Origin of the sequence: Occultella aeris (genome assembly GCF_902703175.1) — a bacterium.
GTDB classification, from domain to species: Bacteria; Actinomycetota; Actinomycetes; order Actinomycetales; family Beutenbergiaceae; genus Occultella; species Occultella aeris.
In genome coordinates this window covers 53,366-76,626 of the sequence record NZ_CACRYJ010000017.1, presented here as the reverse complement: position 1 = coordinate 76,626, position 23,261 = coordinate 53,366, and the positions used below count along the sequence as shown (strand labels likewise).

The 23,261-nt window shown below is 68.1% G+C and carries 22 protein-coding genes and 1 pseudogene; 17 read left to right on the top strand and 6 right to left on the bottom strand.

Annotation, left to right across the window (positions count from 1 at the left end; genetic code table 11):
- Positions 1-33 precede the first annotated feature (33 nt).
- The 3 genes from HALOF300_RS06035 (at position 34) to HALOF300_RS06025 (ending at position 3,122) form a co-directional block, all read left to right on the top strand.
- On the top strand, positions 34-603 hold the full coding sequence (locus HALOF300_RS06035; RefSeq protein WP_197522349.1) for a TetR-like C-terminal domain-containing protein: 570 nt from the start codon (positions 34-36) through the stop codon (positions 601-603).
- Between the two features lie 115 nt (positions 604-718).
- Positions 719-1,243, top strand: coding sequence for a hypothetical protein (locus HALOF300_RS06030; protein WP_156740044.1), 525 nt, complete (start codon positions 719-721; stop codon positions 1,241-1,243).
- Between the two features lie 124 nt (positions 1,244-1,367).
- Positions 1,368-3,122, top strand: a complete 1,755-nt coding sequence (locus HALOF300_RS06025) for a bifunctional lysylphosphatidylglycerol flippase/synthetase MprF (RefSeq protein WP_156740043.1) — start codon at positions 1,368-1,370, stop codon at positions 3,120-3,122.
- Here HALOF300_RS06025 and HALOF300_RS06020 read toward each other — a convergent pair.
- Both HALOF300_RS06020 and HALOF300_RS06015 read right to left on the bottom strand, forming a co-directional pair.
- On the bottom strand, positions 3,117-4,352 hold the full coding sequence (locus HALOF300_RS06020) for an alpha/beta hydrolase (RefSeq protein ID WP_156740042.1): 1,236 nt from the start codon (positions 4,350-4,352) through the stop codon (positions 3,117-3,119). The genes HALOF300_RS06025 and HALOF300_RS06020 overlap by 6 nt on opposite strands.
- 119 nt (positions 4,353-4,471) lie before the next feature.
- Positions 4,472-4,816, bottom strand: coding sequence for a DUF4352 domain-containing protein (locus tag HALOF300_RS06015; protein WP_231955091.1), 345 nt, complete (start codon positions 4,814-4,816; stop codon positions 4,472-4,474).
- On the opposite strand from HALOF300_RS06015, the gene HALOF300_RS26930 reads away from it, so the two are divergent.
- Positions 4,806-4,979, top strand: coding sequence for a hypothetical protein (locus tag HALOF300_RS26930; RefSeq protein ID WP_197522373.1), 174 nt, complete (start codon positions 4,806-4,808; stop codon positions 4,977-4,979). The two genes, HALOF300_RS06015 and HALOF300_RS26930, sit on opposite strands and share 11 nt — an antisense overlap.
- A gap of 31 nt (positions 4,980-5,010) precedes the next feature.
- On the opposite strand, the gene HALOF300_RS06010 is transcribed toward HALOF300_RS26930, so the two are convergent.
- Together HALOF300_RS06010 and HALOF300_RS06005 are read right to left on the bottom strand one after the other, a co-directional pair.
- Positions 5,011-5,388, bottom strand: a complete 378-nt coding sequence (locus HALOF300_RS06010; protein WP_156740040.1) for a hypothetical protein — start codon at positions 5,386-5,388, stop codon at positions 5,011-5,013.
- Positions 5,385-5,837 carry a hypothetical protein gene (locus tag HALOF300_RS06005; protein ID WP_156740039.1) on the bottom strand — a complete coding sequence of 151 codons (453 nt, stop codon included), beginning with the start codon at positions 5,835-5,837 and terminating at the stop codon, positions 5,385-5,387. Before HALOF300_RS06005 ends, HALOF300_RS06010 begins: the two co-directional genes overlap by 4 nt.
- A gap of 148 nt (positions 5,838-5,985) precedes the next feature.
- On the opposite strand from HALOF300_RS06005, the gene HALOF300_RS06000 reads away from it, so the two are divergent.
- From HALOF300_RS06000 to HALOF300_RS27610, 10 genes are all read left to right on the top strand, one after another.
- On the top strand, positions 5,986-7,062 hold the full coding sequence (locus tag HALOF300_RS06000; protein ID WP_156740038.1) for a LacI family DNA-binding transcriptional regulator: 1,077 nt from the start codon (positions 5,986-5,988) through the stop codon (positions 7,060-7,062).
- A gap of 165 nt (positions 7,063-7,227) precedes the next feature.
- On the top strand, positions 7,228-7,365 hold the full coding sequence (locus HALOF300_RS05995; protein WP_156740037.1) for a hypothetical protein: 138 nt from the start codon (positions 7,228-7,230) through the stop codon (positions 7,363-7,365).
- 79 nt (positions 7,366-7,444) lie between these two features.
- Positions 7,445-8,731 carry an ABC transporter substrate-binding protein gene (locus HALOF300_RS05990; RefSeq protein ID WP_156740036.1) on the top strand — a complete coding sequence of 429 codons (1,287 nt, stop codon included), beginning with the start codon at positions 7,445-7,447 and terminating at the stop codon, positions 8,729-8,731.
- A gap of 71 nt (positions 8,732-8,802) precedes the next feature.
- On the top strand, positions 8,803-9,771 hold the full coding sequence (locus HALOF300_RS05985; protein WP_156740035.1) for a carbohydrate ABC transporter permease: 969 nt from the start codon (positions 8,803-8,805) through the stop codon (positions 9,769-9,771).
- Positions 9,772-9,776: 5 nt separating this feature from the next.
- Entirely contained in the window at positions 9,777-10,685 is a 909-nt protein-coding gene (locus HALOF300_RS05980; protein ID WP_156740248.1) for a carbohydrate ABC transporter permease, read from the top strand.
- 78 nt (positions 10,686-10,763) lie between these two features.
- Complete coding sequence (locus HALOF300_RS05975; protein WP_156740034.1) at positions 10,764-12,017, top strand: family 1 glycosylhydrolase; 1,254 nt, start codon at positions 10,764-10,766, stop codon at positions 12,015-12,017.
- A 61-nt stretch (positions 12,018-12,078) separates the two neighbouring features.
- A complete protein-coding gene (locus HALOF300_RS05970; RefSeq protein ID WP_156740033.1) occupies positions 12,079-13,533 on the top strand; it encodes an aldehyde dehydrogenase (NADP(+)) in 1,455 nt (484 codons plus the stop codon).
- Positions 13,530-14,714, top strand: coding sequence for a fumarylacetoacetate hydrolase family protein (locus tag HALOF300_RS05965; protein ID WP_231955089.1), 1,185 nt, complete (start codon positions 13,530-13,532; stop codon positions 14,712-14,714). Before HALOF300_RS05970 ends, HALOF300_RS05965 begins: the two co-directional genes overlap by 4 nt.
- Before the next feature lie 72 nt (positions 14,715-14,786).
- A complete protein-coding gene (locus HALOF300_RS27615) occupies positions 14,787-15,104 on the top strand; it encodes a response regulator (RefSeq protein ID WP_331716212.1) in 318 nt (105 codons plus the stop codon).
- Complete coding sequence (locus tag HALOF300_RS27610; protein WP_331716211.1) at positions 15,101-15,289, top strand: response regulator transcription factor; 189 nt, start codon at positions 15,101-15,103, stop codon at positions 15,287-15,289. The genes HALOF300_RS27615 and HALOF300_RS27610 overlap by 4 nt, the downstream gene beginning before the upstream one ends.
- Positions 15,290-15,560: 271 nt before the next feature.
- Here HALOF300_RS27610 and HALOF300_RS05955 read toward each other — a convergent pair whose 3' ends face one another.
- Together HALOF300_RS05955 and HALOF300_RS05950 are read right to left on the bottom strand one after the other, a co-directional pair.
- Entirely contained in the window at positions 15,561-18,692 is a 3,132-nt protein-coding gene (locus HALOF300_RS05955; protein WP_269455263.1) for a DUF3427 domain-containing protein, read from the bottom strand.
- A gap of 63 nt (positions 18,693-18,755) precedes the next feature.
- Positions 18,756-19,495 (bottom strand): annotated as a pseudogene (locus HALOF300_RS05950) (SDR family NAD(P)-dependent oxidoreductase).
- A gap of 615 nt (positions 19,496-20,110) precedes the next feature.
- Between HALOF300_RS05950 and HALOF300_RS05945 the strand changes: the two are divergent.
- The 3 genes from HALOF300_RS05945 to HALOF300_RS05935 are packed head-to-tail and all read left to right on the top strand — an operon-like array spanning position 20,111 to position 23,251.
- The gene (locus HALOF300_RS05945) at positions 20,111-21,412 is read left to right on the top strand and encodes an extracellular solute-binding protein (protein ID WP_156740031.1); all 1,302 of its coding nucleotides are present in this window, start codon (positions 20,111-20,113) and stop codon (positions 21,410-21,412) included.
- Positions 21,409-22,350, top strand: a complete 942-nt coding sequence (locus HALOF300_RS05940) for a carbohydrate ABC transporter permease (protein ID WP_197522347.1) — start codon at positions 21,409-21,411, stop codon at positions 22,348-22,350. The genes HALOF300_RS05945 and HALOF300_RS05940 overlap by 4 nt, the downstream gene beginning before the upstream one ends.
- The gene (locus HALOF300_RS05935) at positions 22,340-23,251 is read left to right on the top strand and encodes a carbohydrate ABC transporter permease (RefSeq protein WP_156740030.1); all 912 of its coding nucleotides are present in this window, start codon (positions 22,340-22,342) and stop codon (positions 23,249-23,251) included. Before HALOF300_RS05940 ends, HALOF300_RS05935 begins: the two co-directional genes overlap by 11 nt.
- The last annotated feature ends 10 nt before the right edge of the window (positions 23,252-23,261 follow it).

Sequence of the window (23,261 nt, the reverse complement as noted above, 5' to 3'; positions counted from 1 at the left end):
TAATGTACTGCCCGATAGGGTAACATGGCAACCATGACAGTCCAAGACCCCCGCGTGGCCCGCACGCGACGAGCGATCATCGACGCCGCCCGCGCTGCGCTGCTCGACGGTGACGCGGACCGCCTGACCCTCTCCGACATCGCGACCCGGGCCGGCTACAGCCGTCGGGCCGCCTACGCGAACTTCACCGACGTGCACGGCATCATCCGAGCGGTGACGCTGGACGCCCTGGAACTGCCGGAGGGCGAGGGCGGGCGGATGACCGCTCCGCTGGCCCCCGACGAGCTCCGGCGCCGCATCCTGCAGGTGCTCATCCGGATCGAGGCCGAGCGGGACGTGCTGCTGCGGATCGCGCAGCTTCCCTCGCAGCCCGGGCTCACCGACGCGCTGCGCGACGTGGTCGACGAGATCTTCGACCGCAGCAGGATCGGCATGGGTCTGGGCTCGGCCGACGACATCCATGCGGCCTTCCTCGTCGGCGGCTGCGTCAACGTGCTGCGGGGCTGGATCGAGGGATCGCTCAGCGGCACCCCGGAGCAGCTCGCGGACACGGCGACGGCCCTCATCGCCCTGATCGGCGCCAGATCGCCCAGCGGCGCCTGAGCGCCGGCACCGGAGGCATCGCCAGTGCCGCTTCGGTTCAGGACCAGACGCCGTGCCAGACTGCTGCTCGGCGCACGCCGCCGAGGAGTCGCACACCACCACGAGAGGCATGTCGATGGTTCCCGAAGATCTCGCCATTTGGCGCCGCCAGCAGGCTGAGGGCAACTCGAACCCCTGGTCGGAGGCTCTGCGCCTGCTCGATGACGACGAGCAGCCGCCGGCGCTGGACACCAGCTACCTGACCGCCGAGGACCTCGCGAATCCGGACATCGCCGCCAACGTCCGGGCGATCGCGCAGACGGCCACGCTGATCACCTGGGTCGCCCAGGACGAGGACGAGGGCCAGGCGTTCGGCTACTGGCGTGGTCCGAACGACCTTCCGCTCGCCGCGGCACCCATCGTGAGCTTCGACACCGAGGGCCAGTTCCACCTCCTCCGGGGCACCACCCTCAGCGAAGCCCTGAGCGACGAGTACGGCCAGTGGGCCGACGACGGCTATCCCGGCCTGGTTGCGCAGTGTCGGGCCCAGGGCGTGTCGATCAGCGCCGACGATCCCGACGACCTCCCTGAGCCGACGGCCTCGCCCACCCCGGCGGAGCACCACGAAGCTCGCTACCGCGAGTTCCTCGCGGGCAGCTGACCTGGAACCCAGGCCCGCCCCGGCCATGGCGCGTACATTTCTGAGTATGACTATCCGCGCACCGCTGCACGTCGTCACCGCCTGACGACGACCGACGGCACGTCGGGGCACAGGAGCATGAGCCATGGCACCCGAGGCGAGGCGGCCCGGGCAGGTGCGGGTCGACCGGACGCGGTGGTCGGCTCGCGGGATCGGCGCGTCCGACTGGCTACGGCACGACCGGTCCCGGCGGGTGGCCACCTACGCGGTGGTCGTGCTCGCGGTCCTCGGGCTGCTCTCGGCGGCATCGGCCCCGCTGCGTGGGCGGGTGCGCATCCTGCTCGAGATCGTCCCCCTCGTGGTGCCGGAGACGGCGGCGCTGACGCTCATCTTCGTCTCGTTCGCGTTGCTGCTGACCGCGCGGGGTCTTCGCCGCGGCCACCGGCTCGGCTGGATCGCGGCCGAGGCGCTGCTGGTCACCTCCGTGGTGCTGCACCTGAGCAAGGGCCTGGACGTCGAGGAGGCCGCGCTCGCTGCGGGCGGCGCAATCTGGCTCGCCCTCAACCACCGGGCTTTCCCCGTGCTGGCGAGCCGTGCGGCGCTGACCCGGGCCGCGTTGGTCGGGATCGGCGGGGTGGCCGTCACGCTCGCCGTCTCCCTCGGGCTGGCCGTCCGGTTCGGAACCGTCGACGCGACTGACCTCGACGAATCGGCGCGGGCGGTGCTGCTCCGCCTCGGTGGGTGGAGCGACCTCCCGCTCCCGTTCATGGGCCCCTTCGCCGGCCCGCTCCTCACGGCCGTCGGGCTGGCTCTGCTCGGCAGCGTGCTGTGGGTCCTGCTCTCTCCGGCGGCCTCGGCGCCGCTGGTGGGGGAGGCCCATCGGCAGGAACGCGAACATGCCAGGGCCGTGGTCTCCCGCTACGGCGGTGGCAGCCTTGACTACTTCGCATTGCGGGACGACAAGCAGTGGTTCTTCACCGGACGCAGCGTCGTCGCGCACGCGGTCCGGGGTGCGGTGTGCGTCGTCTCCCCGGACCCGATCGGGCCGCCGGAGGAGCGCGCCGAGGTGTGGGCCGAGCTCACCGCCCACGCCGAGCGGCACGGCTGGTCCGTCACGGTGCTCGGAGCGGCGCAGGAGTGGCTGAGCATCTACGAGTCCAGCGGGCTGCGCTCGTTCTACCTCGGTGACGAGGCGATCGTGGACTGCGCCACGTTCGACCTGACCGACAGCGCATCGAAGAGTCTGCGGCGCGCCCACCGGCGCGTGGTCGCCGCCGGCTTCACGGTCTCGTTCCTCGACCCGGCCACGCTCGACGGCGCCGCGCGCGCCGAGCTGGTCGAGTTCGCGGTCCGTAGCCGGCAGGGTGAGGCCGAGCACGGCTTCTCGATGACCCTCTCCAGGCTCTTCGACCCGGCCGACGTCGGCCTGGTGCTCGCCGTCGCACGAGATGGCGCCGGCCAGGTGCAGGCGTTCATCCAGTGGGTGCCCGCTCCCCGGCTGCCCGGCTGGTCGCTGGACACCATGCGGCGGAGCCCGGCCGAGGGCATCCCGAACGGCGTGATGGACTTCCTGGTGATCGAGTCCATCCGCTACCTCGCCGCACGCGGTGGCGCATCCGTGGCACTGAACTTCGCGGTCCTGCACAGCGTGGTCGCGGGGGACAGCGACGCACCCTCGAGCCGGCTCGCCCGCAGCGTCCTGCGCCGCGCCTCGAGCCGGATGCAGATCGAGTCGCTGTGGCGGTTCAACGCCAAGTACCGACCAAGGTGGGTACCCCGCTACGCCGCCGTCGGGTCCATGGACCTGCTCGCGGCCCAGGGACTGGCGATCGCCGACGTCGAGGGACTCACCGGGCTGCCGGTGGTCGGCCGCTTCCTCGGCCACCCGCCACCGTCATGAGCCCGGTGGTGCACCGGGAACCGGCGGGGTGCCGCGCAGGTGCGCCGAGGCGAACGTGAGCGCGTACGGCAGACCGTCCCGCACCTCCGCCCAGCTGTGGCCGTGCCCCCGCGCGATGCGGAAGTACACGGTCTGGCCCCGGTCGGCGAGCTGGCGCGCGAGGTCGCGAACGGCGCCGACGTCGGCGGTCCGTTCCCCGACGTCGAGGTAGACCGGCAGCCGGTACGGCAGCGGCAGGTGCGGCAGGTAGCTGCTGGGGGTGTGCGCGGCGATCACGTCGGGGTCGTCGCCGAGGGCCGCGGGTCCGGCGCTGCCGGGGTCGCCGTAACCCTCGAACACCAGCGAGAGCCCCCAGCTGTCGAGGTGGCGCAGGCCCTGGTCGAGGGCGCAGAACCCGCCCATCGACATGCCCCCAAGGCCGCGAGCGGTCCGGTCGGCGATGGTGGGCAGGGTGCGGTCGACGAACGGGATGACGGTCCGGTAGAGCCAGGTCTCGATCTGCGGGCCGTCGCGCCAGTTGAGGCACTCGGTGTCCTTGGAAGGTCCGCCGTTGGCGTCGATGGAGACGAGGATCATCGGCCGGACCAGGTGGGCGTGCAGCAGGACGTCCATCGCCCGGTCCACCAGGGCCGCGGCGAACCAGTCCGCCGAGGTTCCGGGCGTCCCATGGATGAGATAGATGGCCGGATAACGGACCGGGGACGCCGTCTCGACACCAGGTGGCAGGTACACCCAGGCGGTGCTCGGCGGCACCTCCAGGTCGAGGTCGCCGGGGACGGTGACCGTGTAGACGGTGCCCCGCGACGGCGGTCCGTGCAGCAGCGCGGTGCGCCGGCCGGTCCGGCTCATCGGGTGCCGTGGCTGGAGCTCGGTGCTCTCGTGCCGGGGTCGGCGGAAGCCATGGGTGCCCAGTCGCAGGCCGGCCGCGGCGGTAGGCACGTAGCCGGCCAGCGCGTTGGCCACCAGCGCTCCCGTCGCCATGAGCAGACCCGCGGCGGCGCCGAGCGGGACCAGCACGGCGGAGGACGCCGTCGGGCTGCGCGAACCACGGCGAATTGCCCGGGCGACCCGCAGGACCAGGGCACCGGCCGCCGTCGTGCAGGCAATGCCGACGGGGAGCACCACGCGCCAGGAGCTCAGCCACACCACTTCGTGGAAGCGCCGGATGACGGCGGCCGGGACGTGGACGTCGACGTCGACGGTCGTGGGAGGGTCGTGGGCGCGGTCCATGGGTGGGTCCTCTCCGGGAACCACGATAGAACCGTCGGCAGCGCGGCGCCCGACGCTCCAGCGCGGCGGTGGACCCGAGCCGCCCGTCGCGGCCCGGGTCCACCGGTTCAGGGGCGCCGTCAGCTCAGCGCCCCCTCCACGGCACCCGAAAGGAACGAGTCGTGCAACTCGAGCGTGCTCGGGACGGCGTCGGCCGGGATGTCGAACACGATCGTGCCCGCCACGGTGTTGCCGGGGTTGATCTCGGTGACGAACGTGTCGTTGCCCTCGATCCAGATCCCGGCGGCGGAGTTCGCGGCGAACTCACGCCCGGCGGCGTCGAGCTGCTGGTCGCTGTCGGAGAAGTACTGGGGCGCCTCGCCGATGTTCGTCACGGTCAGGTGCACCAGGACGAACTGACCCGGCGCCTGCCCGTTGAAGTACTCGCTGCCGACCGTGTCCACACTGGTCTCGATGCTGGTCACGACGAACTCGAACTTGCGGTCCCGCACGGCGGCGCCGACGCCGGGCCGCGGCCTGCAGGGCATCGCCGAGCGCGTCGAGGTGCTCGGTGGTCGCCTCCTCCACTACGGGGTGGACGACGGCGGAGCCACGTTCCGCGTCACGGTCACCCTGCCCTGGCGGTAGGTCGCGTGACTGGATGTCGGGACCGCGTATCTCACCGGCGGGCGAGTTTGTAGGTCTCCTCGTGCTGGATGAGGTACTCACGCAGGTACGAGATCGTGAAGTCGACCAGGCCACGCCCGGCGGGATCGATGACGTCCGCCTCGATGAGCCGGTTTCGATACACCGAGGCGTACTTGTCGGTCTGACGCATGCGGGTGGCGACCTGGGAGGTTCGCGATGGGCCCGCCTGGTCCGCAGTCATGGCCACCAGGTACTCGAGGTCGACCTCGGACAGGCCATCGAGTGCGGGGGCGTGCACGACCGTACCGAGTTTGCGGCTCGCGACGAGGATCGCCTGCTGGGCGTCCTCGGCGTCGATGGTGCCGTCGTGGGCGCGACGCCAGAGTTCGTGCCCGACGACCTGGATCATGAACGGGTAGCCACCGGTTGCCGCGGAGGCCTGGTCGAGTATCTCGGCTGGGTCTTCACGCCACCCTCGGCGAACGTCTGCCATAGGGCCAGCGAGACGTCCCTGATGCGCACGTGCGCCAAGTCGCGCCGATCGGCGCGGCGCAAGAACGTGATGACGTGGTCGTTGAGGAGGGTCGAGACCGATGCGGGCAGGCCCGCCATGGCTAGGGCGATCTCCCGGCCCTCCCGGATGAGGTGCTGGACGGTCGTGGCTATCGCGCGCAGGTCCTCGATTGCACCGCGGTGCACCTCGTCGATCGTGATGATCAGGCCGGTCCCGTTGCTCTCGAGCACGTCGATGAGCACCCCCAACGGCTGGCGCAGCTGCGGGGGCAGCGCCTGGATGGGCGGATCCAGAGAGACCCCACCGACGCCGGGCGCGTCGAATTGCTCGGTGGCCGTCTCCAATGCTGAGTGGACGACGGCGGAGCGACCTTCCGGGTGAGGGTCACCGTGCCGTGGCGGCAGGTCAGGCAGCCGGCCCCGGCGATGCCAGCGTCTCGGCGTCGCGCGGCACACCGGACGCAGACCGGTTGCGACGTGCCACGATGTCAACATGCCCGCTACGATGCGCGACGTCGCGAAGCTCGCCGGGGTGTCGGTGAAGACGGTCTCCAACGTCGTCAACGACACCTACCCCTACATCCGCCCTGAGACGCGCGCGCGGGTCGAAGCCGCGATGGAGGACCTCGGCTACCGCCTCAACGTTTCCGCGCGCAAACTGCGCACGAACCGCACCAACCTCATCGGCCTCGCGCTGCCCGAACTGCGCCTGCCGTACTTCGCCGAGTTGGCCGACGAGGTGATCCGCAAGGCTGCGGACGTCGGGTTGAAGGTGATCGTCGAGCAGGTCGAGGCCTCCGAGCACGTGGCGGTCGAGAGCCTGGTCGGGTCACACACCCACCTGGTGGACGGCGCGATCGTGGCACCCGTGGGGCACGGCGACGTGCTGTCGAGATCCGCTCCGCCCGGCTTCCCCGTGGTGGTGCTCGGCGACCACCGCATCAGCGGCGAGGTGGACCAGGTGTTTCTGGCCAACGCTCGCGGTGCGGAGCTCGTCGTGGAGCACCTCATCTCGCGGGGAGCTCGCCGCATCGTTGCCCTCGGGGCCGACCGGGACGTGGCCGTCGGGACCGCGGGCGAACGCACCCGGGGATACCTGAGCACCCTGGCGCAGCACGGGATCGCAACGGATGACCGCCTGATCCGCTCCACCGACGGGTGGAGCAAGGCGGACGGCGCCGCGGCGATCCGAGACCTTGCTGCCGAGGGCGTCGAGTTCGACGCCGTCTTCGGCTTCAACGACACGCTCGCACTCGGTGCACTGGCCGAACTGCTGCGCAGCGGCACCCGGGTGCCCGACGACGTGCAGGTCATGGGATTCGACGACATCGAGGACGCCCAGTACAGCGTGCCCGCGCTCAGCACGGTGGCGGTCGACCGTGCCCAGCTGGCCGAACTGGCCGTTGGCATCTTGGTCCGCAGGCTGCGGGCGGAAGCCGACGGCGCACCCCGCCCCGACGCAGCGGCGCCCACCGGGGAGAATGTGCGGTCGGGCGAGGCTGGGGGAGCAACCGTCCGTGATGCCATCGAGGTGCCCCCACGGCTGGTCCTGCGCGACTCCACTAGGTGACGGAGACGCCTCGCGCTTAGTCACGGGGTACAACTCGGTGGGCACTGGCCTGCCCGTGCCTCGCGGGGGTCTGACCGCAGATCCGGGATTGACCTGGACCGCAACCTGCGCATACGCTCGTAGTACAACGGTGTACTACGGGCCTGACGAAGGGTAGCGAACGCGATGATGCGTCCAGACGTGGTGGTGATCCTCGCCGACGGCCACTCCGGCTCCGCGGTGGCGCCGGCCGCCGCGAACCACCCTTGGTCGGCTCGCTTCGAAGTGATCCCAAGGGACTGGATCCTGGCTGCCGCTCACTGATCGGCGACCGGCTCCCAACCTGTAGACCTACGCCGTAATACACCGATGTACTACCGCACAATTCCCAGAGGAGAGTCAGATGATGTCCACCACCCCACAACTCCGCCGCCCGGGAGTGCTCATCGCCGCGGGCGCCGCCGTCGCACTCACGCTCGCAGCCTGCTCCGGCGGCGCCGATCCCGGCGGTGACGGCGGCACCACCCCCGTCACCATCTGGCACGGCTTCACCGAGGCCGATGGCGACGTGGTCGCCCAGCTCGCGGAGGACTTCAACGCGTCACAGGACGACTACGAGGTCACCATCGAGGTCAATCCGTGGAACGTCATCACGGACAAGCTGCTTCCAGCCATCTCCGCCGGGAACGGCCCTGACCTCGTGGTCCAACCGGCCGACGCGGGGGAGGGCTACGTGAACCAGGGCGTCTTCGTCCCGATGGACGACTTCTACGCGGATCCTGAGAACGAGACCGACACTTACTACCCGCACGTGGTCGACTACGCCACCTTCGACGGCACCCACTACGCCGTCCCGATGGCCTACGGCCCGTTCTCCGTCTGGTACAACACCGAGATGTTCGCGGCGGCGGGCATCACCGAGGAGAACTTCCCCACCACGTGGGAGGAGTGGATCGCCGTCGCCGAGCAGCTCACCGTGGACTCCAACGGTGACGGTACGCCGGAGATCTACGGCCTCGCCCTACCGGACGCCGACGGCACCTTCCTGCCGAGTTTCGTCCAGGCGGGTGGCGGCTCGGTCTACACCGACGGCGAGGTCACCCTGGACACCCCGCAGAACGTCGAGACGCTCCAGTGGTGGCAGGACGCGTATGAGGGCGGCTGGGGTCCGACGAACGTCACCCTGCCCGAGGCGGTCGATCTGTTCAAGGCCGGCAAGGCGGCCATGACCGTGATCGGCCCGTGGATCATCACCGGCGCCGAGAGCGTCGGGCTGGACATCGACGTCTTCGAGATGCCGGCCGGTCCGGACGGCATCGTGACGCAGGCGGCCGCCAACTACTGGTGGTTGACGTCCCAGGCCGATGACGGCGCCACCGCTGGAGCCGAGGCCTTCCTGCGGTACTACAACTCCCACGACGCTCAGGTGCTCTGGGCGGAGCAGTCCTTCTACCCGCCCAACCGAACCGACATCGCCGCGGACGCGATCGCCGATACGCCGTTCGTCGGCACGATGATCGCCCATACCGAGAACGCCTACATCCGGCTGTACGGCATCCCCGGTGGACTCACCGACGTCAATGCCGAACTCTCCGCGCTGAACACCACCGTCAGCCAGGGCGGCGACGTCGCTGTCGCCACCACCGAGACCGCGGCAACGATCACGGAGATTCTCTCCAGGTTCGAGTAGCCCCAGTCCACCCCTGGTGCCGGGCCGGCGCGTCATGGCCGGCCCGGCGCCCGGAGCCCCTTGGAGACCTCATGACCAGCACCACTGCCGGCCCTACCTACCGAGCGCCCAGGCGCCTCGGCGGTGGTGGGCCACGCCCGGACAACTCGCGCCAGATCGCCTCCCGTGAGCGGGGCCGGACCCTGCGCGCGACGGCGTTCCTCATCCCCGCGCTCGCGGTGATCGTCGCGTTCGTCCTGATCCCCGCGATCCTCGCCCTTCGACTGTCCTTCACCGATGCCAGCGGGTTCGGTGAGGCGTCGTGGATCGGCCTGGACAACTACGTCAGCGTCTTCTCCGATCCGGCGACCGTCCGGGCGATCGTGAACACGATGCTCTACGCGGCGATGTACGGCCCGTTGGTGATCGCCGTGGGCCTCGGCGCGGCCCTGCTGCTGAACCGGAAGGACGTGCCCCTGCGTGGCTTCTTCCGCACCATCATCTTCCTGCCGTTCGTCATCTCGATGGCGGTCGCCTCGCTCGCGTGGGGGTTCCTGCTCGATCCCAACCTCGGCCTGATCCCGTACTGGCTCGGTGGACTGGGGATCCGGATGGGCGACGTCTTCGCATCCACGACGTGGGCGTTGCCCGCCGTGACCGCGGTGGCGATCTGGAAGAGCTTCGGGTACTTCATGGTGATCTTCCTGGCCGGCCTGCAAGGGATCCCGCGCTACCTGTACGAGGCGGCGATCCTCGATGGCGCGGGCGCTTGGCGCCAGTTCCGCGCCGTCACGCTGCCGGGCCTGCGGAGCACGATGACGTTCGTGATCGTGTTCGCGATCATCGGTGCCTTCCAGGCGTTCGACCAGATCTACATCATGACCCAGGGCGGGCCGGACCGGGCCACCGAGACGATCGTGTACCGCATCTACACCGACGGGTTCCGCGACTTCCGGATGGGCTTCGCGTCCGCGCTCTCCTATGTCCTGCTCGCGATCACCCTGCTGCTCGGCCTGATCCAGCTTCGGGTGGGCACCAAGCGTGAGAAGGACCTGGAGTGAGCGCCATGACATCGACGACGTCGTCATCCGCCCGGGTGGCCACCCTCGCCTCACGCACGCCTCGCCGAGGCGGCAGCGCAGTGCGCGCGACCCGAGTGTTGCGCCAGTTCGGGGTGGTCCCCGGACTTCTGGTGTTCGCCGCACTCACGTCCCTGCCGGTGCTGGTGGTGGTGCTCGGAGCGTTCTCCCCGGAGTCGGAGGTGCTCTCCTGGCCGCCGAACTTCATCCCCTCGCGGTTCACCCTGGAGAACTTCGACGGTCTGACCGCCCGGGTTCCCGTCCTCCTGCAGTCCTGGAACTCGCTCGTGTTCGCGGGGGTGGTGACCGCGTCCGCGCTGGTGCTGAACTCACTCGCCGCATACGCCCTCGCGCGGATCGAGTTCCGCGGCCGGATCGCCATCTTCACGGTGCTCATCGCGATCATGATGGTTCCGTTCCAGGCGCTGCTGGTGCCGATCTACCAGATGGTCTCCGCGCTCGGCTGGGTGAACACACTGGCCGGTCTGGTGATACCGCGGGCGGCCGACGTGGCCGGGATCTTCCTGCTCCGGCAGTTCTTCATCACGCTGCCGCGGGATCTGGACTCCGCCGCCAGGATCGACGGTGCCGGCGAACTGCGGGTCTTCTGGTCGATCGTCCTGCCGAACGCCAAACCCGCGCTGCTGACGATGGCGTTGTTCCACTTCGTCGGGAACTGGAACGACCTGCTCTGGCCGCTGATCATGACCAGCGACTCCAGCGTGCGCCCGCTCACCGCCGGCTTGGCGCTGCTGACCGGATCCGCCACCGGTGTGGCCCCGTACGGCGTGATGATGGCCGGCTCGCTGGTCGCGATCGTGCCGCTCGTCGTCCTCTATCTCATCGTTCAGCGCCGCTTCATCGAGGGCGTCGCGATGACCGGGATGAAGGGCTGAACCAGCTGCACCCGGGTGGGCTCCGCCGTCCGCCCGGCGACCGTAACCACAGATATCGAACAACGTGAGGATCAACCGATGACCTGGTTCCAGGACGGCCGACTGCACTTCGGGGTCGGCGTCGAAGACACCTTCGTGCCGCAGACCCGCGAGGGTGAGCGAGCGCTGGATGAGTACGAACTCACCGAGCACTACGAGAACTGGCACGCCGACCTCGGTCTCGCTGCCGAGGTCGGCGCCGAGTTCATGCGCTGGGGCATCCCCTGGTACCGGATCAACCCGGCGCAGGGCCGATGGGACTGGACCTGGCTGGACGGCGTGATGGCGCGGTTCGCCGAACTGGGGATCCGCCCGATCGTGGACCTGCTGCACTACGGCACCCCCCAATGGCTGGACGGGGAGTTCGCCAACCCCGACTACCCGCAGCACGTCGCCGAATACGCGGTGGCCGTCGCCGAGCGCTATGCCGACACGGTCACCGACTACACACCCGTGAACGAGCCGATGATCCACGCCCGGTTCAGCGGCGAACTCGGCTACTGGCCCCCGTACCTGACCGGTGAGGACGGGCTCACCCGGATGATCGCGGCGCTCGCGGACGGGTTCGTGCGCAGCCAGCACGGCATCGCCGAGGTGCTCGGCGACCGGGCCACGTTCGTCCACGTGGACGCGACCACCCGGGTCGTCGGCGCTGTGGATGGCGAGCACGCGGACAAGGTGCGCCTGCTCCGGAACCAGGCCTTCGCCGTCGAGGACCTCGTGACCGGAAGAGTGCGCGAGGGGCACCCACTGCTGGACCACCTGCTCCGGCACGGGATGCCGGAGGACCTGCTGGACAGGCTCGCCGCAACCCCGGCCCTGCCGGACGTCATGGGTGTCAACTACTACCCGAGGCACTCGACCACCCTGGTCGAGGACGGGCCGTGGCCCGCTGGCGGGTTCGTGGAACCGTCACCGACCCGGGACGACGGCGTCACTGGCCTCGAGGAGATCATCCGCACCTACGCGCAGCGGTACGGCGCCCCGGTGGCACTCACCGAGACCTGCGTCACCGCCTCCGTCGCTGAGCGCGTGACCTGGCTGGAGGAGTCGGTGGCGCTCGCGCACCGCCTCCGTGCGGAGGGCATCCCACTGGTGGGTTACACCTGGTGGCCGCTGTTCGACATGTACGAGTGGACCTACCGCCACGCCGACACGCCGCGTTCGGAGTCGCTGCTCACCATGGGGTTGTGGGATCTGGTGGAATCGCCGTCGGGGCTGCTCCGGCGACGCAATGGTGTCGCGGACGCCTTCCAGCGCCTCGCCGCCGCCGATCGCGCGCCCGTGCACTGATCCGCGGACGGGTGGGGACGCGCATGATCCGGGACGGTGCGCCGGACCGTAGGCTGGCTGCATGACGACCAAGGACGAACTGGACGCAGCGGTCCAGCAGGCACAGGTGGCATTCCTCGCAGCACGTGGAGCCGAACCGGACACCCGCGCGGGCTGGCTGGAGGCCATCGCTGACGGCCTGGACGCCGCCGCCGGGGAGCTCGTTCCGCTGGCCCAGGCCGAGACCCACCTGGCCGAAGGGCGGCTGCAGGGGGAGTTGAAGCGGACCACGTTCCAGCTGCGGCTGTTCGCGCAGGAGGTCCGCCGCGGCGAGATCCTCGACGCCACGATCGACCACGCGGACGAGTCCTGGGGCATGGGGCCTCGGCCGGACCTGCGCCGGATGAACGTCCCCCTCGGTGTCGTCGGGGTCTTCGGTGCCTCCAACTTCCCGTTCGCGTTCTCCGTCATGGGGGGCGACAGCGCCTCCGCGCTGGCCGGCGGCTGCGCCGTGGTCCACAAGATCCACGAGGCCCACCTGCAGCTCGGGCTCCGCACCGCGGAGATCGTCGTGACCGCGCTCGCGCAAGCGGGTGCGCCCGCGGGCCTGTTCGGCGCGGTCACCGGCCGGGATGCCGGCGAGGCGCTCGTCGACCACCCGCTGACCACGGCGGTCGGCTTCACCGGCTCGACCCGGGTGGGCCGCATCCTCGCCGACCGTGCGGCCGCCCGCCCCGAGCCGATCCCGTTCTACGGCGAGCTGGGCAGCATCAACCCCGTGGTCGTCACCTCGCAGGCCTGGGCCGCGCGGCGCGACGAGATCCTCACCGCCTACGTGGGCTCCTACACCCTGGGCATGGGGCAGTTCTGCACGAAGCCCGGGATTCTGTTCGTGCCCCAGCTCGACGAGGACAGCACCCAGGTGCTCCGCGAGACCGTGGCCGGCACCGACCCGTCGCCCATGCTCACCACCGGCCTGGCGGAGGGATTCCTCCACGCCCGCTCGGCCATGGCCCAGCGCGGTCTGACCGAGATCGTCCCCGGCGGGCAGGGCGAGGCACCCGCGCCCGCCCTCTTCGCCACCACCGTCGATGCAGCCGTGCAGGATCCGGCGATCGTGCGCGAGGAGATGTTCGGCCCGGCCAGCATCGTCATCTCCTACCGGGACGAGGCCGAGCTCACGCGTGGCGTCGAGCTCCTGGAGGGCCAGCTGACCACCACGGTCCATGCCGAGCCCGGCGAGCAGCTCGACGAGCTGGTGGACGTCCTGGCCGCCCGCTCTGGACGGGTGATCTGGAACTCCTGGCCCACCGGCGTCACCGTCAGCTACGCCCAGCAGCACGGCGGCCCCTACCCGGCCACCACCGCGCCCGGCACCACCTCGGTCGGCACCGCGGCCGCGCGCCGGTTCATGCGCCCGGTGTCCTACCAGGGGTTCCCCGAGTCCTCGCTGCCCGCAGCCCTGCGCGAAGACAACCCCTTGGCGATCTCCCGCCGCGTCGACGGCGAATGGCAGCTCGCAGGAGGAGCGAAGTGACCACGAACCCCCACCCCGGCGGCGCCCACGCGATCCTCCCCACCGACGCCGACCAGGCGCTCCTGGTCGGCCGGGTCTGGGACCCCGAGACCGGCGGACCCCGACCCGTCCGGGTGCGCGGCGAGGACGTCCACGACCTGTTTGACGTCGCCCCGACCGTCGCCGGCCTGCTCGAGCGCGATGACGCCGCGACGGTCGTCGCCGGCACCACCGGCGACTCGCGCTGGCGACTCACCGACCTCGTTGAGGCCTCGCTGGCTCGGACCCAGGACCGCCCGCACCTGCTGGCTCCGCTGGACCTGCAGGTGGTCAAGGCGTGCGGCGTGACCTTCGTCGACAGCATGATCGAGCGCGTCATCGAGGAGCGCAGCGCCGGCGACCCGGCCCGTGCCCGCCAGGTCCGCGAGACCCTCGCCGCGTCCCTGCACGCCGAGATCGACACCATCGAGCCGGGCTCAGAGGCCGCCGCCCGGGTGAAGGAGGTCTTCCTCGCCGAGGGCCTGTGGTCGCAGTACCTGGAGGTCGGCCTCGGCCCGGACCCGGAGGTCTTCACCAAGGCCCCGGTGCTCTCCTCGGTCGGTTACGGCGCCCAGGTCGGCATCCCGGCGTTCTCCTCCTGGAACAACCCGGAACCGGAGCTGGTGCTGGTCGTCGACTCCCGTGGCCGGGTCCGCGGGTGCACGCTCGGCAACGACGTGAACCTGCGCGACGTGGAGGGCCGCAGCGCCCTGCTCCTGGGCATGGCCAAGGACAACAACGCCTCGAGCGCGATCGGCCCGTTCATCCGGCTGTTCGACGACGCCTTCACCGTGGACACCGTCCGGACCGAGCGGATCACGCTGCGGGTGGAGGGCGCCGAGGACTGCTACGTCCTCGAGGACGAGAACAACGTCGCCCGCCTGAGCCGCTCCTTCGAACGACTGGTCGAGGCCACCAGCGGCGACCACCACCAGTACCCGGACGGCTTCGCCCTCTACACCGGGACCCTGTTCGCCCCCACCCAGGACCGCGGCGTGCCCGGGCTGGGCTTCACCCACAAGATCGGCGACCGCGTCACCATCGCCAGCCCGCACCTGGGCACCCTGACGAACGAGGTAGCACCGACGGACTCTTTGCCCCGATGGGAGTTCGGGATCCGATCCCTCGTGGATTACCTGCACCGCTCGCTCCGGAGCACATAGAAGGGGGCGACGGCGGAGGTTGCCTCAGTCGGCCAGCGCACCCCTGTTGGTGCGAACGCCCACGTCGGGGCCATGCCCCGACCGCACCGAGTGCTCATCGTCGACGACGACGCTCTGGTGCGCACTGGGCTGCGCCTGATCCTGGACAGCGCGGCCGACGTGGAGGTGGTCGGCGAGGCCGCCGACGGCGACGAGGTCGTGCAAGCCGTCCAGACGCACGCCCCCGACGTGGTGCTCATGGACCTGCGGATGTCCCGAATGGACGGCAGCGCCGCCACCGCAGTCACGCGCGCCCTGCCGAACCCGCCACACGTGATCGTGCTGACCACCTGGCCCGGGACACCGGCGGCACTGAGCGGCGACGAGCAACAGACGCGACGGCAGCGTTGAGCGACTGGGAGCGAGACGTCGCCGTTGCGGTCGGACACGGGCACTCGAACGCCGAGATCGCCCGGCGGCTGTACATCTCCGGGGCGACCGTGAAGACGCACTTATCGGGAGCTCAGACGAAGCTCGGCGCGCGGAATCGTGTGGATGTGGCGGTGCTGGTGGAGCGGGCGGGCCTACTTCGTTAGGTCGCTGGCGGCGATCCTCAGCAAGGTCGCTGTCGCATGTCCACGCTCGAAATTGGGGCAGCGTTCGCAATCCGGCTTGAGGTCAGGCGAAGGGGGAGCCCAGAGGTGACACGGCGACACACAATGCACCGACCATCGGGAAATCAGTTAACTGCCCAGCCTGCGCTAGTGGACTGTTCAACTCGAGCCGTGACGAGTCGCGTTGGAGAGTGCTGGCACTTCATTGTCCTCCGGCAAATGACGCGCCCGATGTATCGGCTGGTCCTCGGGCTTAGGGTGCTGCCGCAGTGGTTTCCGTGAATAGATCGAGCGGCATTCGGGCTTGCAGTCGCCACGTGATTGCGATGGGCCGCTCTCCCTGGTATGAGACGAGCTCGACTGGCCCGAGGTAGGTGTATGGCTCGGTTCCGAGCTCACCGCTACTACGAGCCCGGACGAACAATACGACTGTGCTGCTTCCGGTGATGTAGCGCAGGCCAGTTCGTGACGATAACGACGTCGTTGATTGTGACTCCCAGTGGAACAGCATTCGAGAAATCGGATAGTCACGGTACATGGTGCTCGGCGAGAAGGATGCTTCGGACTTTTCGACGGTCACGAAGAGCGCGTCGATGTTCTGTTTGGGTTCGTGGAGAACGCCAATCCAGAACGACGTCGGTTTGCGTGCGAGGGTTGCCCAGCCCAATGCAGCGAGAGCTTCCTCACGTTGGTATCGCGCATGTAGGCGCAGCGGGAGGTTGGCGGTGGTCCCAGTGGATGTGACCGTTAGTCGGAGCTGTGTGGCACGTGCAAGGTCGACCACTGTCATCAGTTCCTGGTTCGCGGCGGTCTCACGCGACGCCGCTCTGAGCCCATCGGCATACGACTCGAATCCGCCGCCATCGGGGTATAGCGAGAAGAACAGCATGCGGGCGAACGCTTGTTCCGTTGGGGAGAGCGATTCGTAGTCAGCGCCGGCCAGGACGGCGAGGTATGCAGCGGCCCGTTCGGAGTCGTCGACGTGGGCAAGCGCTCGGACTCGGCGGAGCAACACGTCCTCAAGCGGCCCACCCACCGGTGCCTCGAGGCCCGCCTCGCGTCGCAGTCGTGTCCAGGAGCGCTCGGGTCGCTCGATGACCGCACCAAGGTCGTTGCCCGTCTCGTGTAGATATGTGCCCAGCGATACGTCGCCACGTTGAGCACTCAGCGTCCGGAGTTCACTCACGAGCCGAGACCATCGGCGGGAGACCTGGTCTCTGACGTTTGCGAGGATTCGTTGCTGCGACTCCCGCTCCAGGACAATCTGGCAGCCGCTCGGCAGAGTCGCGAAGCCCTTCTCGACGCCCTCAATCAGCCCTCGGCGAGACTGTCCGGTGATTGCTCCCAATTTGAGATCCCAGCGGAACTCCTTGCGCTGGAGCCCGACGAAGTCGAGCGCGGTCAGGACGCTCTTAGTTCGAGTGCGTCGCAGGCCTCGTCCGAGTTGCTGAACAAATATGGTTGCGCTCTCCGTTGGACGCAGAAACAGCACTGTGTTGACGTCCGGTATGTCGACCCCTTCGTTGTAGACATCTACGGCAAAGATCACTTTGGTGGCGCCGCTGCGGAGGTCTGCCAAGGCGTCGTCTCGGTCCGCGTGAGCAGTCTCGCCGGTGACTGCGCGCGACGGAATCCCGGCCTGGTTGAAGGCTTCAGCCATCGCGTGAGCATGACGAACATCGACGCAGAATCCGAGTGCCTTCATCGCGTCGAGGTCAGCCACCTTGTCTCGCAACTGGCTGAGGATGATCCGCGACCGGGCATCATTGCCTGTGTAGAGGTTGCTGAGGGACTTGGCATCGTAGGCGCCGCGCGCCCAGGCGATCCGAGACAGATCTGTCTCGTCGTTGATGGCGAAGTAGTGGAATGGCGTGAGCAGATCTGAGGCGATTGCGTCCCAGAGGCGCAGTTCCGTGGTTGGAGCATCGCCGAACAGTTGCGCAACGTGTACGCCGTCGGCCCGTTCCGGCGTTGCGGTCAGTCCTAGCGTCTCGTCTGGGGTTAGGTGTCGAAGCAGCTTCTGGTACGTGCTGGCGGCGGCGTGGTGGAACTCGTCCACGATGAGGACGCGGAAGCTCGCCGGTGGAATGTTCTCGACCCCATAGGTGGTCAGCGACTGGATGCTGGCGAACACGTGCTTCCAGCGCTCGGGGCGCTTGCCATCGACGTAGAGCTCGCCGAAGTCTGGGTCGGTCAGCACTTCGCGGAACGTGCGCAGTGATTGTTGGAGGATCTCCCGGCGGTGGGCGACGAAGAGCAGCCGTGGGTGCTCTCCTGGCGCCGCCTCCTCCGAGAGTCGGCGGTAGTCCAAAGCTGCGACAACGGTCTTGCCCGTGCCGGTGGCCGCCACGACCAGGTTGCGGTGGCGTCCGTACACCTTGCGTGCGGCCTCGATCTCGTCGAGCATCCGCTGTTGGTATGGGTAGGCCCGCACCTCGAGTCCAGAGATGGAAATCGTGACTCGGGTGTGCTGGGAGCGGCCACTGGCCTCAGCGAGCGCGTCGTCGAGCCGGTCGCGATCTCCGACGACGTCGGGATCATAGTCCTCGAACGTCGGGTCTGACCAGTATGTATCGAACGTCGCCTCGAACTTCGCCAGCAGTGCTCGGTTGGCTCTTTGCGAGAGCCGTACATTCCACTCGACGCCGTCAAGCAGAGCCGAGTGAGACAGGTTCGACGATCCGACGTACGCCGTCGAGAAGCCTGAGCGGCGGCGGAACATCCACGCCTTCGCGTGCAGTCGCGTCCGCTGGACGTCGTACTGGACCTTGACCTGCGCGCCAACTTCCCTGACCAGGCGATCCAGTGCCACGCGTTCCGTGGCTCCCATGTACGTAGTCGTGGCAATTCGTACTGGAACTCCGCGATCTCGGAGGGAGGCGAGTCCGGGTCGCAAGGTTCGGACACCGGTCCACTTCACGAAGGCGCAGAGTAGATCGACCTCATCTGCACTTGGCATTTCCGCGAGGATCTCCGATTGGAGCGATGGTTCACCGTGCGCGTTTGTGAGGAGGGCTGCCTCCGAAAGTGGCGCCTGCGGTCGGATCGCGAAACGCGTGGATGCCGTAAGTTGGGTCGGTACTCGCCGCTCGACAGCGAGCAGACGTTCAGCCGACGGGACCGTCTCGCCGTCATCAATGGTGTTGAGCACCTCGTTCACTAAGGCGAGGCGCTCGGCTGAGTCTTTAACCCCGCGCAGCCGGCGATGGACAGCTTCGGCGACGTGGGCGGCGAGCACGTGGGGTTGGTCCCCGTCCTGTACGGAGCCGCTAGCCCAATCATCGGCCGGAAGGGTGCGCAGCGCGGCGGCAAGCCGCTCAGTGATGAGTTCCTCGTAGGCGCCCTCGACGAGCGCACCATCGTCGGGCAAAGGCGATGACGTCACTCGGTCAGTCTCACAGCAATCGGAAGCGCGGGTGGCTCGTCGAGGCCCTTGATTGCCTGCCGGCTATGAAAAGTGCACCCCACCATTGAGGTCCAGCACCGTGCCAGTCACGAACGCCGAGTCGGCTCGGGCGAAATACTCCGCCGCCGCAGCCACATCGTCCGGATACCCGGCCCGCCCGACCGGGATCGAGGCGATCGTCTTCTCCTGGTCGGCCGGCGGCGTGAATGTGTCGTGGAACGGGGTGTCCAGGATCAGCTCGGGGGCGATCGCGTTGACGGTGATGCCGTGCGGGGCGATCTCCTGGCGAAGCCGTCTACTGCTGCCTTCGCGGTGGCGTAGGGGGCGGAGCCGTTGCCGCCGCCGTTGGATCCCGCGAGGGAGGAGATGTTGATGATGCGCCCACCCTCGCCGAGGTGCCGCAGGGCGGCGCGGCTGACGTAGAACGTGGAGGAGACGTTCACCCGCCAGACCGCGTCCCAGTGCACGTCGGAGGTCTCGGCGATGGTGTGCCGGGCGAGCAGCCCGCCGGAGTTGTTGACCACCACGTCGAGGCCGCCGAGGCGGTCGGCGAGGAGGTCGACGGCGGCGGTCACCTGCTCGCTGTCGGTGGCGTCGAACCGGAGGCCGAGCACGTCCAGGCCCTCGTCGGCGAGCTCGGCGACGACGTCATCGGCGGACCGGGAGTGGGTGGTGAGGGCGACACGGGCTCCCGCGGCGGCGAAGCGGCGGACGATGCCGAGCCCGATGCCGACGCCACCGCCGGTGACGATGACGCGTCGTCCTTCGAGGGTGCGGGGCAAGGGGTGCTACTTAGGCGTCGTCCATCAGCCGACGATCGATCTGGCTCCTCACTCCCACCAGCTCGCCCAGCGCCAGCGACGGAGCAGCGTAGGGGCCTTCGGTCCGAGTCTCGCTGTCCCGCGACCGAGGCCTGAGTTCGTTCGCCGTTCCTGGGGGCGTTGGTGACGGAGTGGGCCAGCCGACCTCGATGAGGCCGGCTCCAGCTGTCCATCCCGCTGTCGTACGCGAAGCCGTGCGAGTCCGACGGCGAGTCGTTAAGCCGACGGAGGGACAAAAAGGAGCGCTGTCTAGTCCTACCTCCGACCGTGGTCAATCGGGTCGCAAGGCCCGAGAACTCGGGACGGGGCCGGTGGCCGATCGCTGGGTGCCGACAGCGTCGCCTCTCGACTCGACGGCAGAGCGTTCTTGACAATTAAGTCGCGCGGCGAACATACTGATCCAGCGACGCTCCCGTGAAGCGATCCGATGACGGACTGCCGACCGGAGCGCGTTGCTCGTTCTTTGGGCCGATTCGTCGCGCCCCGGAAGCGGAAGGTGCACCTTCTCAGCGTTCAAAGCCGCCCGTCTGACATTTGCTCCGCCCTTCGTCTAGCAATCCATCCCGAGGAGTCCCCATGTCCTTGTCTCGACGCACCGTCCTCGCTAGTTTCGGCGCCGCCGGCGCTGGCGTGATGCTGGCGGCATGCGGTGAGCAGCCTTCGACCAGTCCGAGCCCCGGCGGAACCGATGGCGGCCTGAGTGGCGAGATCACCGTGCTGACCCCGATCTTCACCGGGGCCACCGAGCGGAGAGCCGCGTACGACGCTGTGGTCGCTAGCTTCCAGGACCTGCACCCGGACGTTCGCGTGGTCACGGACCACACCGACTTTTCCAAGTTGAACGAGAAGTTGACCGCGTCGGTGGCCAGCGGCACGACCCAGGACGTGATCATGACCGGCGTCGGCTGGATTGAGCACTTCGCCGACCGGGGGATCTTTGCAGCGCTCGACCGCGGGGTCGTCGAGGGGGTTGACTACGTGGATCGGATCCTCGAGCCCTGCACGTTCCAGAACGAGCTCTACGCGCTCCCGTTGATTCTCGACACGCGTGCGGTGATCGTCAATCGGGCGATGTGGGAGGAGGCGGGCCTCAACGAGACGCCGACGACGTTTGACGAGTTTCGGGAGGCGGCCAAGGCACTGACCGCGGGATCCGGTTCCAGCAAGCGGTGGGGAATGATCCTCAATGGGATCGGCAGCCCATCACACATCTTGGCCATGCCGATGGGTGCGAACGGCGGACGGATGTTCAGCGAGGACGGCCGCACCGCGCTGTACAACTCGCCCGAGACGGTCGAAGCCATGCAGTTCCTCGTCGGCCTGATCGAGGATGGTTCCGCCACCTGGGACCTCAAGCCCGCCGAGGGCAGCCCGCATCCGTTCGTGACCGGCGCCGTGGGTATGAGTCTGTTCGGCGACCAGCACTGGAAGCCGTGGAGCGAAGCCAACCCGGAACTGTTGTCAGAGGAGGGAAGCCTCGTGTTTCGGATGCAGAACGCGCGTGAGTCGTCGTTCATGGGCGGCACGCTGGTATCGCGCAGCGCGACATCCCAGAACTCCGAGGCCGCCGACGCCTTCATCCGGCACCTCTGCTGTGGCCCGCAAGAGGTGCAGACCATCACGGAGGCGCTGAGCGCGGTGCCGCCGCTGCAGGAGGTGCTCGACGCGAGCCAGCCCTTGCAAGAGAACCGGTTCGTCTCCTTCGGTGTCGAAGGGCTGGAGTTCGCGACGTCGGAGGGCGGAACCCCGAACTACCTCGAGATCCGCGCTGCTGTGGTGCCGCTGCTGGAGGAGGCTTTCATCGGGTCCAAGGACGTGGAGACAGCCCTCAACGAGGCGAACGAGATCGCTCAGACGATGATTGATCGGGACGCGTGATCCGTACACTCCCGAGGGCAGCGTCGGACCGCCCTCGGCTCCACGCCTTCGGTGCACGCAAGAGCCGGCTACGGAGGAAGGAGGGGAGGGCTGGCCTGCTGCTGGCAGGTCCGGGCGCCCTTCACGTTCTGATCTGGGTCGGCCTTCCGATGGTCGTCGCTCTTGTCCTCAGCTTCACGCGCTACGACATTCCCGCGCCGCCCGAGTTCATCGGAGTGGACAACTATGTCGAGGCCTTCACCAGTCGGTCGTTCCAGCGCGCCGTCCTCAACACACTGTTCTTGACCATCGTCGCGGTGCCGACCGCGATGATCATCGCACTCGTGATCGCGGTTCTGCTCAATCAGGGCATGCGGTGGCAAGGGTTCTTCCGAACTGCCGTCTTCCTCCCGCATATCACCGCGACGGTCGCCGTGGCGGTCCTCTGGTTGTGGATCTTCAACCCGGATCACACCGGGCTGTTGAACAGGATCATCGGAACGATCGGCCTCGGTCCAGTTTCCTGGCTGGGATCGACCGAGTGGGCGATGCCGTCGGTGATCGTCATGTACATCTGGCAGAGCATCGGCATCAAGATGCTCATTTACCTGGCGGCCCTGCAGGGCTTGCCTCCGGAGGTGGGGGAAGCGGCACGTCTCGACGGTGCAAACTCTCTCGAGAGATTCTGGTACATGACGGTGCCGTTGCTTCGGCCAGCGACTTTCTTCGTGCTCGTGATTTCCGTCATCTCCTCCTTCCAGGTCTTCGACCAGATCTACATTTTGACCTCGGGAGGTCCGGCGAACGCGACAACCGTTATGACCTACCAGATCTACCAGTCGGCATTCCAAGCATCGCGGATGGGTTACGCGTCGGCGCAGTCGATCGTGCTCTTCGTCGTCCTGATCATCTTGGCGATCGTTTCGAGGCGAATCGTAGGAGGTACCGATGCGCACTAATACCCTGGAGGTGCGGCCTCGCCGCGAGGACCGTATCGCGGCTGACAGAAGCCGTTTGGCGCGGTCGCTCGCCTGGACGATCCTCCTGCTCGTGTCCTTGACCATGCTCGCTCCGTTCATCTGGATGGTGCTGACCGCACTCAAGACCGAGGGCGAGATCCTGCGAGGCGACGGGCTGTTGCCAACCGAGTGGCGATGGCAGAACTTTGCGGACGCACTCGATGCGGCGCCGTTCGGCATCTACGCACGCAACAGCCTCATCCTGGCCGCAGCGCACACCCTGATGACTGTGACTTTCGCGGCAGCTACCGGATATTCACTGGCGAAGCTCCGGTTTCGAGCTGCCCCGTGGATTTTCGGCGGTCTCTTGGCAGCCATGATGATTCCGGGATACGCCACCATCGTTCCACAGTTTCTGATGGTGCGGTTCATGCCCCTGTTCGGTGGCAACAATGTTTTAGGACAGGGAGGTATCGGCTGGATCGACAGTTGGTGGGGTCTGATCATTCCGGGCGGCGTGACCGCCTTCTCCATCTTCTTGTTCCGCCAGTTCTTTACATCGGTGCCCACCGAGCTGCTTGAAGCAGCGAGAATTGACGGAGTGGGCGAGGTGGGAATCTTCGTGCGAATTGCCTCACCGCAGGTGCTGCCAGCTTTCCTTACCGCGGGCTTGCTCTCCGCCGAGAACGCATGGAACAACTTCCTGTGGCCGCTCCTGGTCACGCGAAGCGAGGAGATGCGAGTCATCCAGGTAGGACTGGCCAGCTTTCGGCAGGAGACAACCGCGCAGTGGACTCTCATGATGGCCGGCACGACCCTTGCGATGCTCCCCATGATCGTGTTGTTCCTGCTCGCCCAGCGCTACTTCGTGCAGGGATTCGCACAGGTTGGAATCAAGTAGTGGGAGTCGT

Bases quoted from the DNA above. Each gene is read 5' to 3' on its own strand.
- HALOF300_RS06035 (WP_197522349.1), top strand. From the start codon at position 34: ATGACAGTCCAAGACCCCCGCGTGGCCCGCACGCGACGAGCGATCATC.
- HALOF300_RS06030 (WP_156740044.1), top strand. From the start codon at position 719: ATGGTTCCCGAAGATCTCGCCATTTGGCGCCGCCAGCAGGCTGAGGGC.
- HALOF300_RS06025 (WP_156740043.1), top strand. From the start codon at position 1,368: ATGGCACCCGAGGCGAGGCGGCCCGGGCAGGTGCGGGTCGACCGGACG.
- HALOF300_RS06020 (WP_156740042.1), bottom strand. From the start codon at position 4,352: ATGGACCGCGCCCACGACCCTCCCACGACCGTCGACGTCGACGTCCAC.
- HALOF300_RS26930 (WP_197522373.1), top strand. From the start codon at position 4,806: ATGCTGGTCACGACGAACTCGAACTTGCGGTCCCGCACGGCGGCGCCG.
- HALOF300_RS06010 (WP_156740040.1), bottom strand. From the start codon at position 5,388: ATGATCCAGGTCGTCGGGCACGAACTCTGGCGTCGCGCCCACGACGGC.
- HALOF300_RS06000 (WP_156740038.1), top strand. From the start codon at position 5,986: ATGCCCGCTACGATGCGCGACGTCGCGAAGCTCGCCGGGGTGTCGGTG.
- HALOF300_RS05995 (WP_156740037.1), top strand. From the start codon at position 7,228: ATGATGCGTCCAGACGTGGTGGTGATCCTCGCCGACGGCCACTCCGGC.
- HALOF300_RS05990 (WP_156740036.1), top strand. From the start codon at position 7,445: ATGATGTCCACCACCCCACAACTCCGCCGCCCGGGAGTGCTCATCGCC.
- HALOF300_RS05985 (WP_156740035.1), top strand. From the start codon at position 8,803: ATGACCAGCACCACTGCCGGCCCTACCTACCGAGCGCCCAGGCGCCTC.
- HALOF300_RS05980 (WP_156740248.1), top strand. From the start codon at position 9,777: ATGACATCGACGACGTCGTCATCCGCCCGGGTGGCCACCCTCGCCTCA.
- HALOF300_RS05975 (WP_156740034.1), top strand. From the start codon at position 10,764: ATGACCTGGTTCCAGGACGGCCGACTGCACTTCGGGGTCGGCGTCGAA.
- HALOF300_RS05970 (WP_156740033.1), top strand. From the start codon at position 12,079: ATGACGACCAAGGACGAACTGGACGCAGCGGTCCAGCAGGCACAGGTG.
- HALOF300_RS27615 (WP_331716212.1), top strand. From the start codon at position 14,787: ATGCCCCGACCGCACCGAGTGCTCATCGTCGACGACGACGCTCTGGTG.
- HALOF300_RS05945 (WP_156740031.1), top strand. From the start codon at position 20,111: ATGTCCTTGTCTCGACGCACCGTCCTCGCTAGTTTCGGCGCCGCCGGC.
- HALOF300_RS05935 (WP_156740030.1), top strand. From the start codon at position 22,340: ATGCGCACTAATACCCTGGAGGTGCGGCCTCGCCGCGAGGACCGTATC.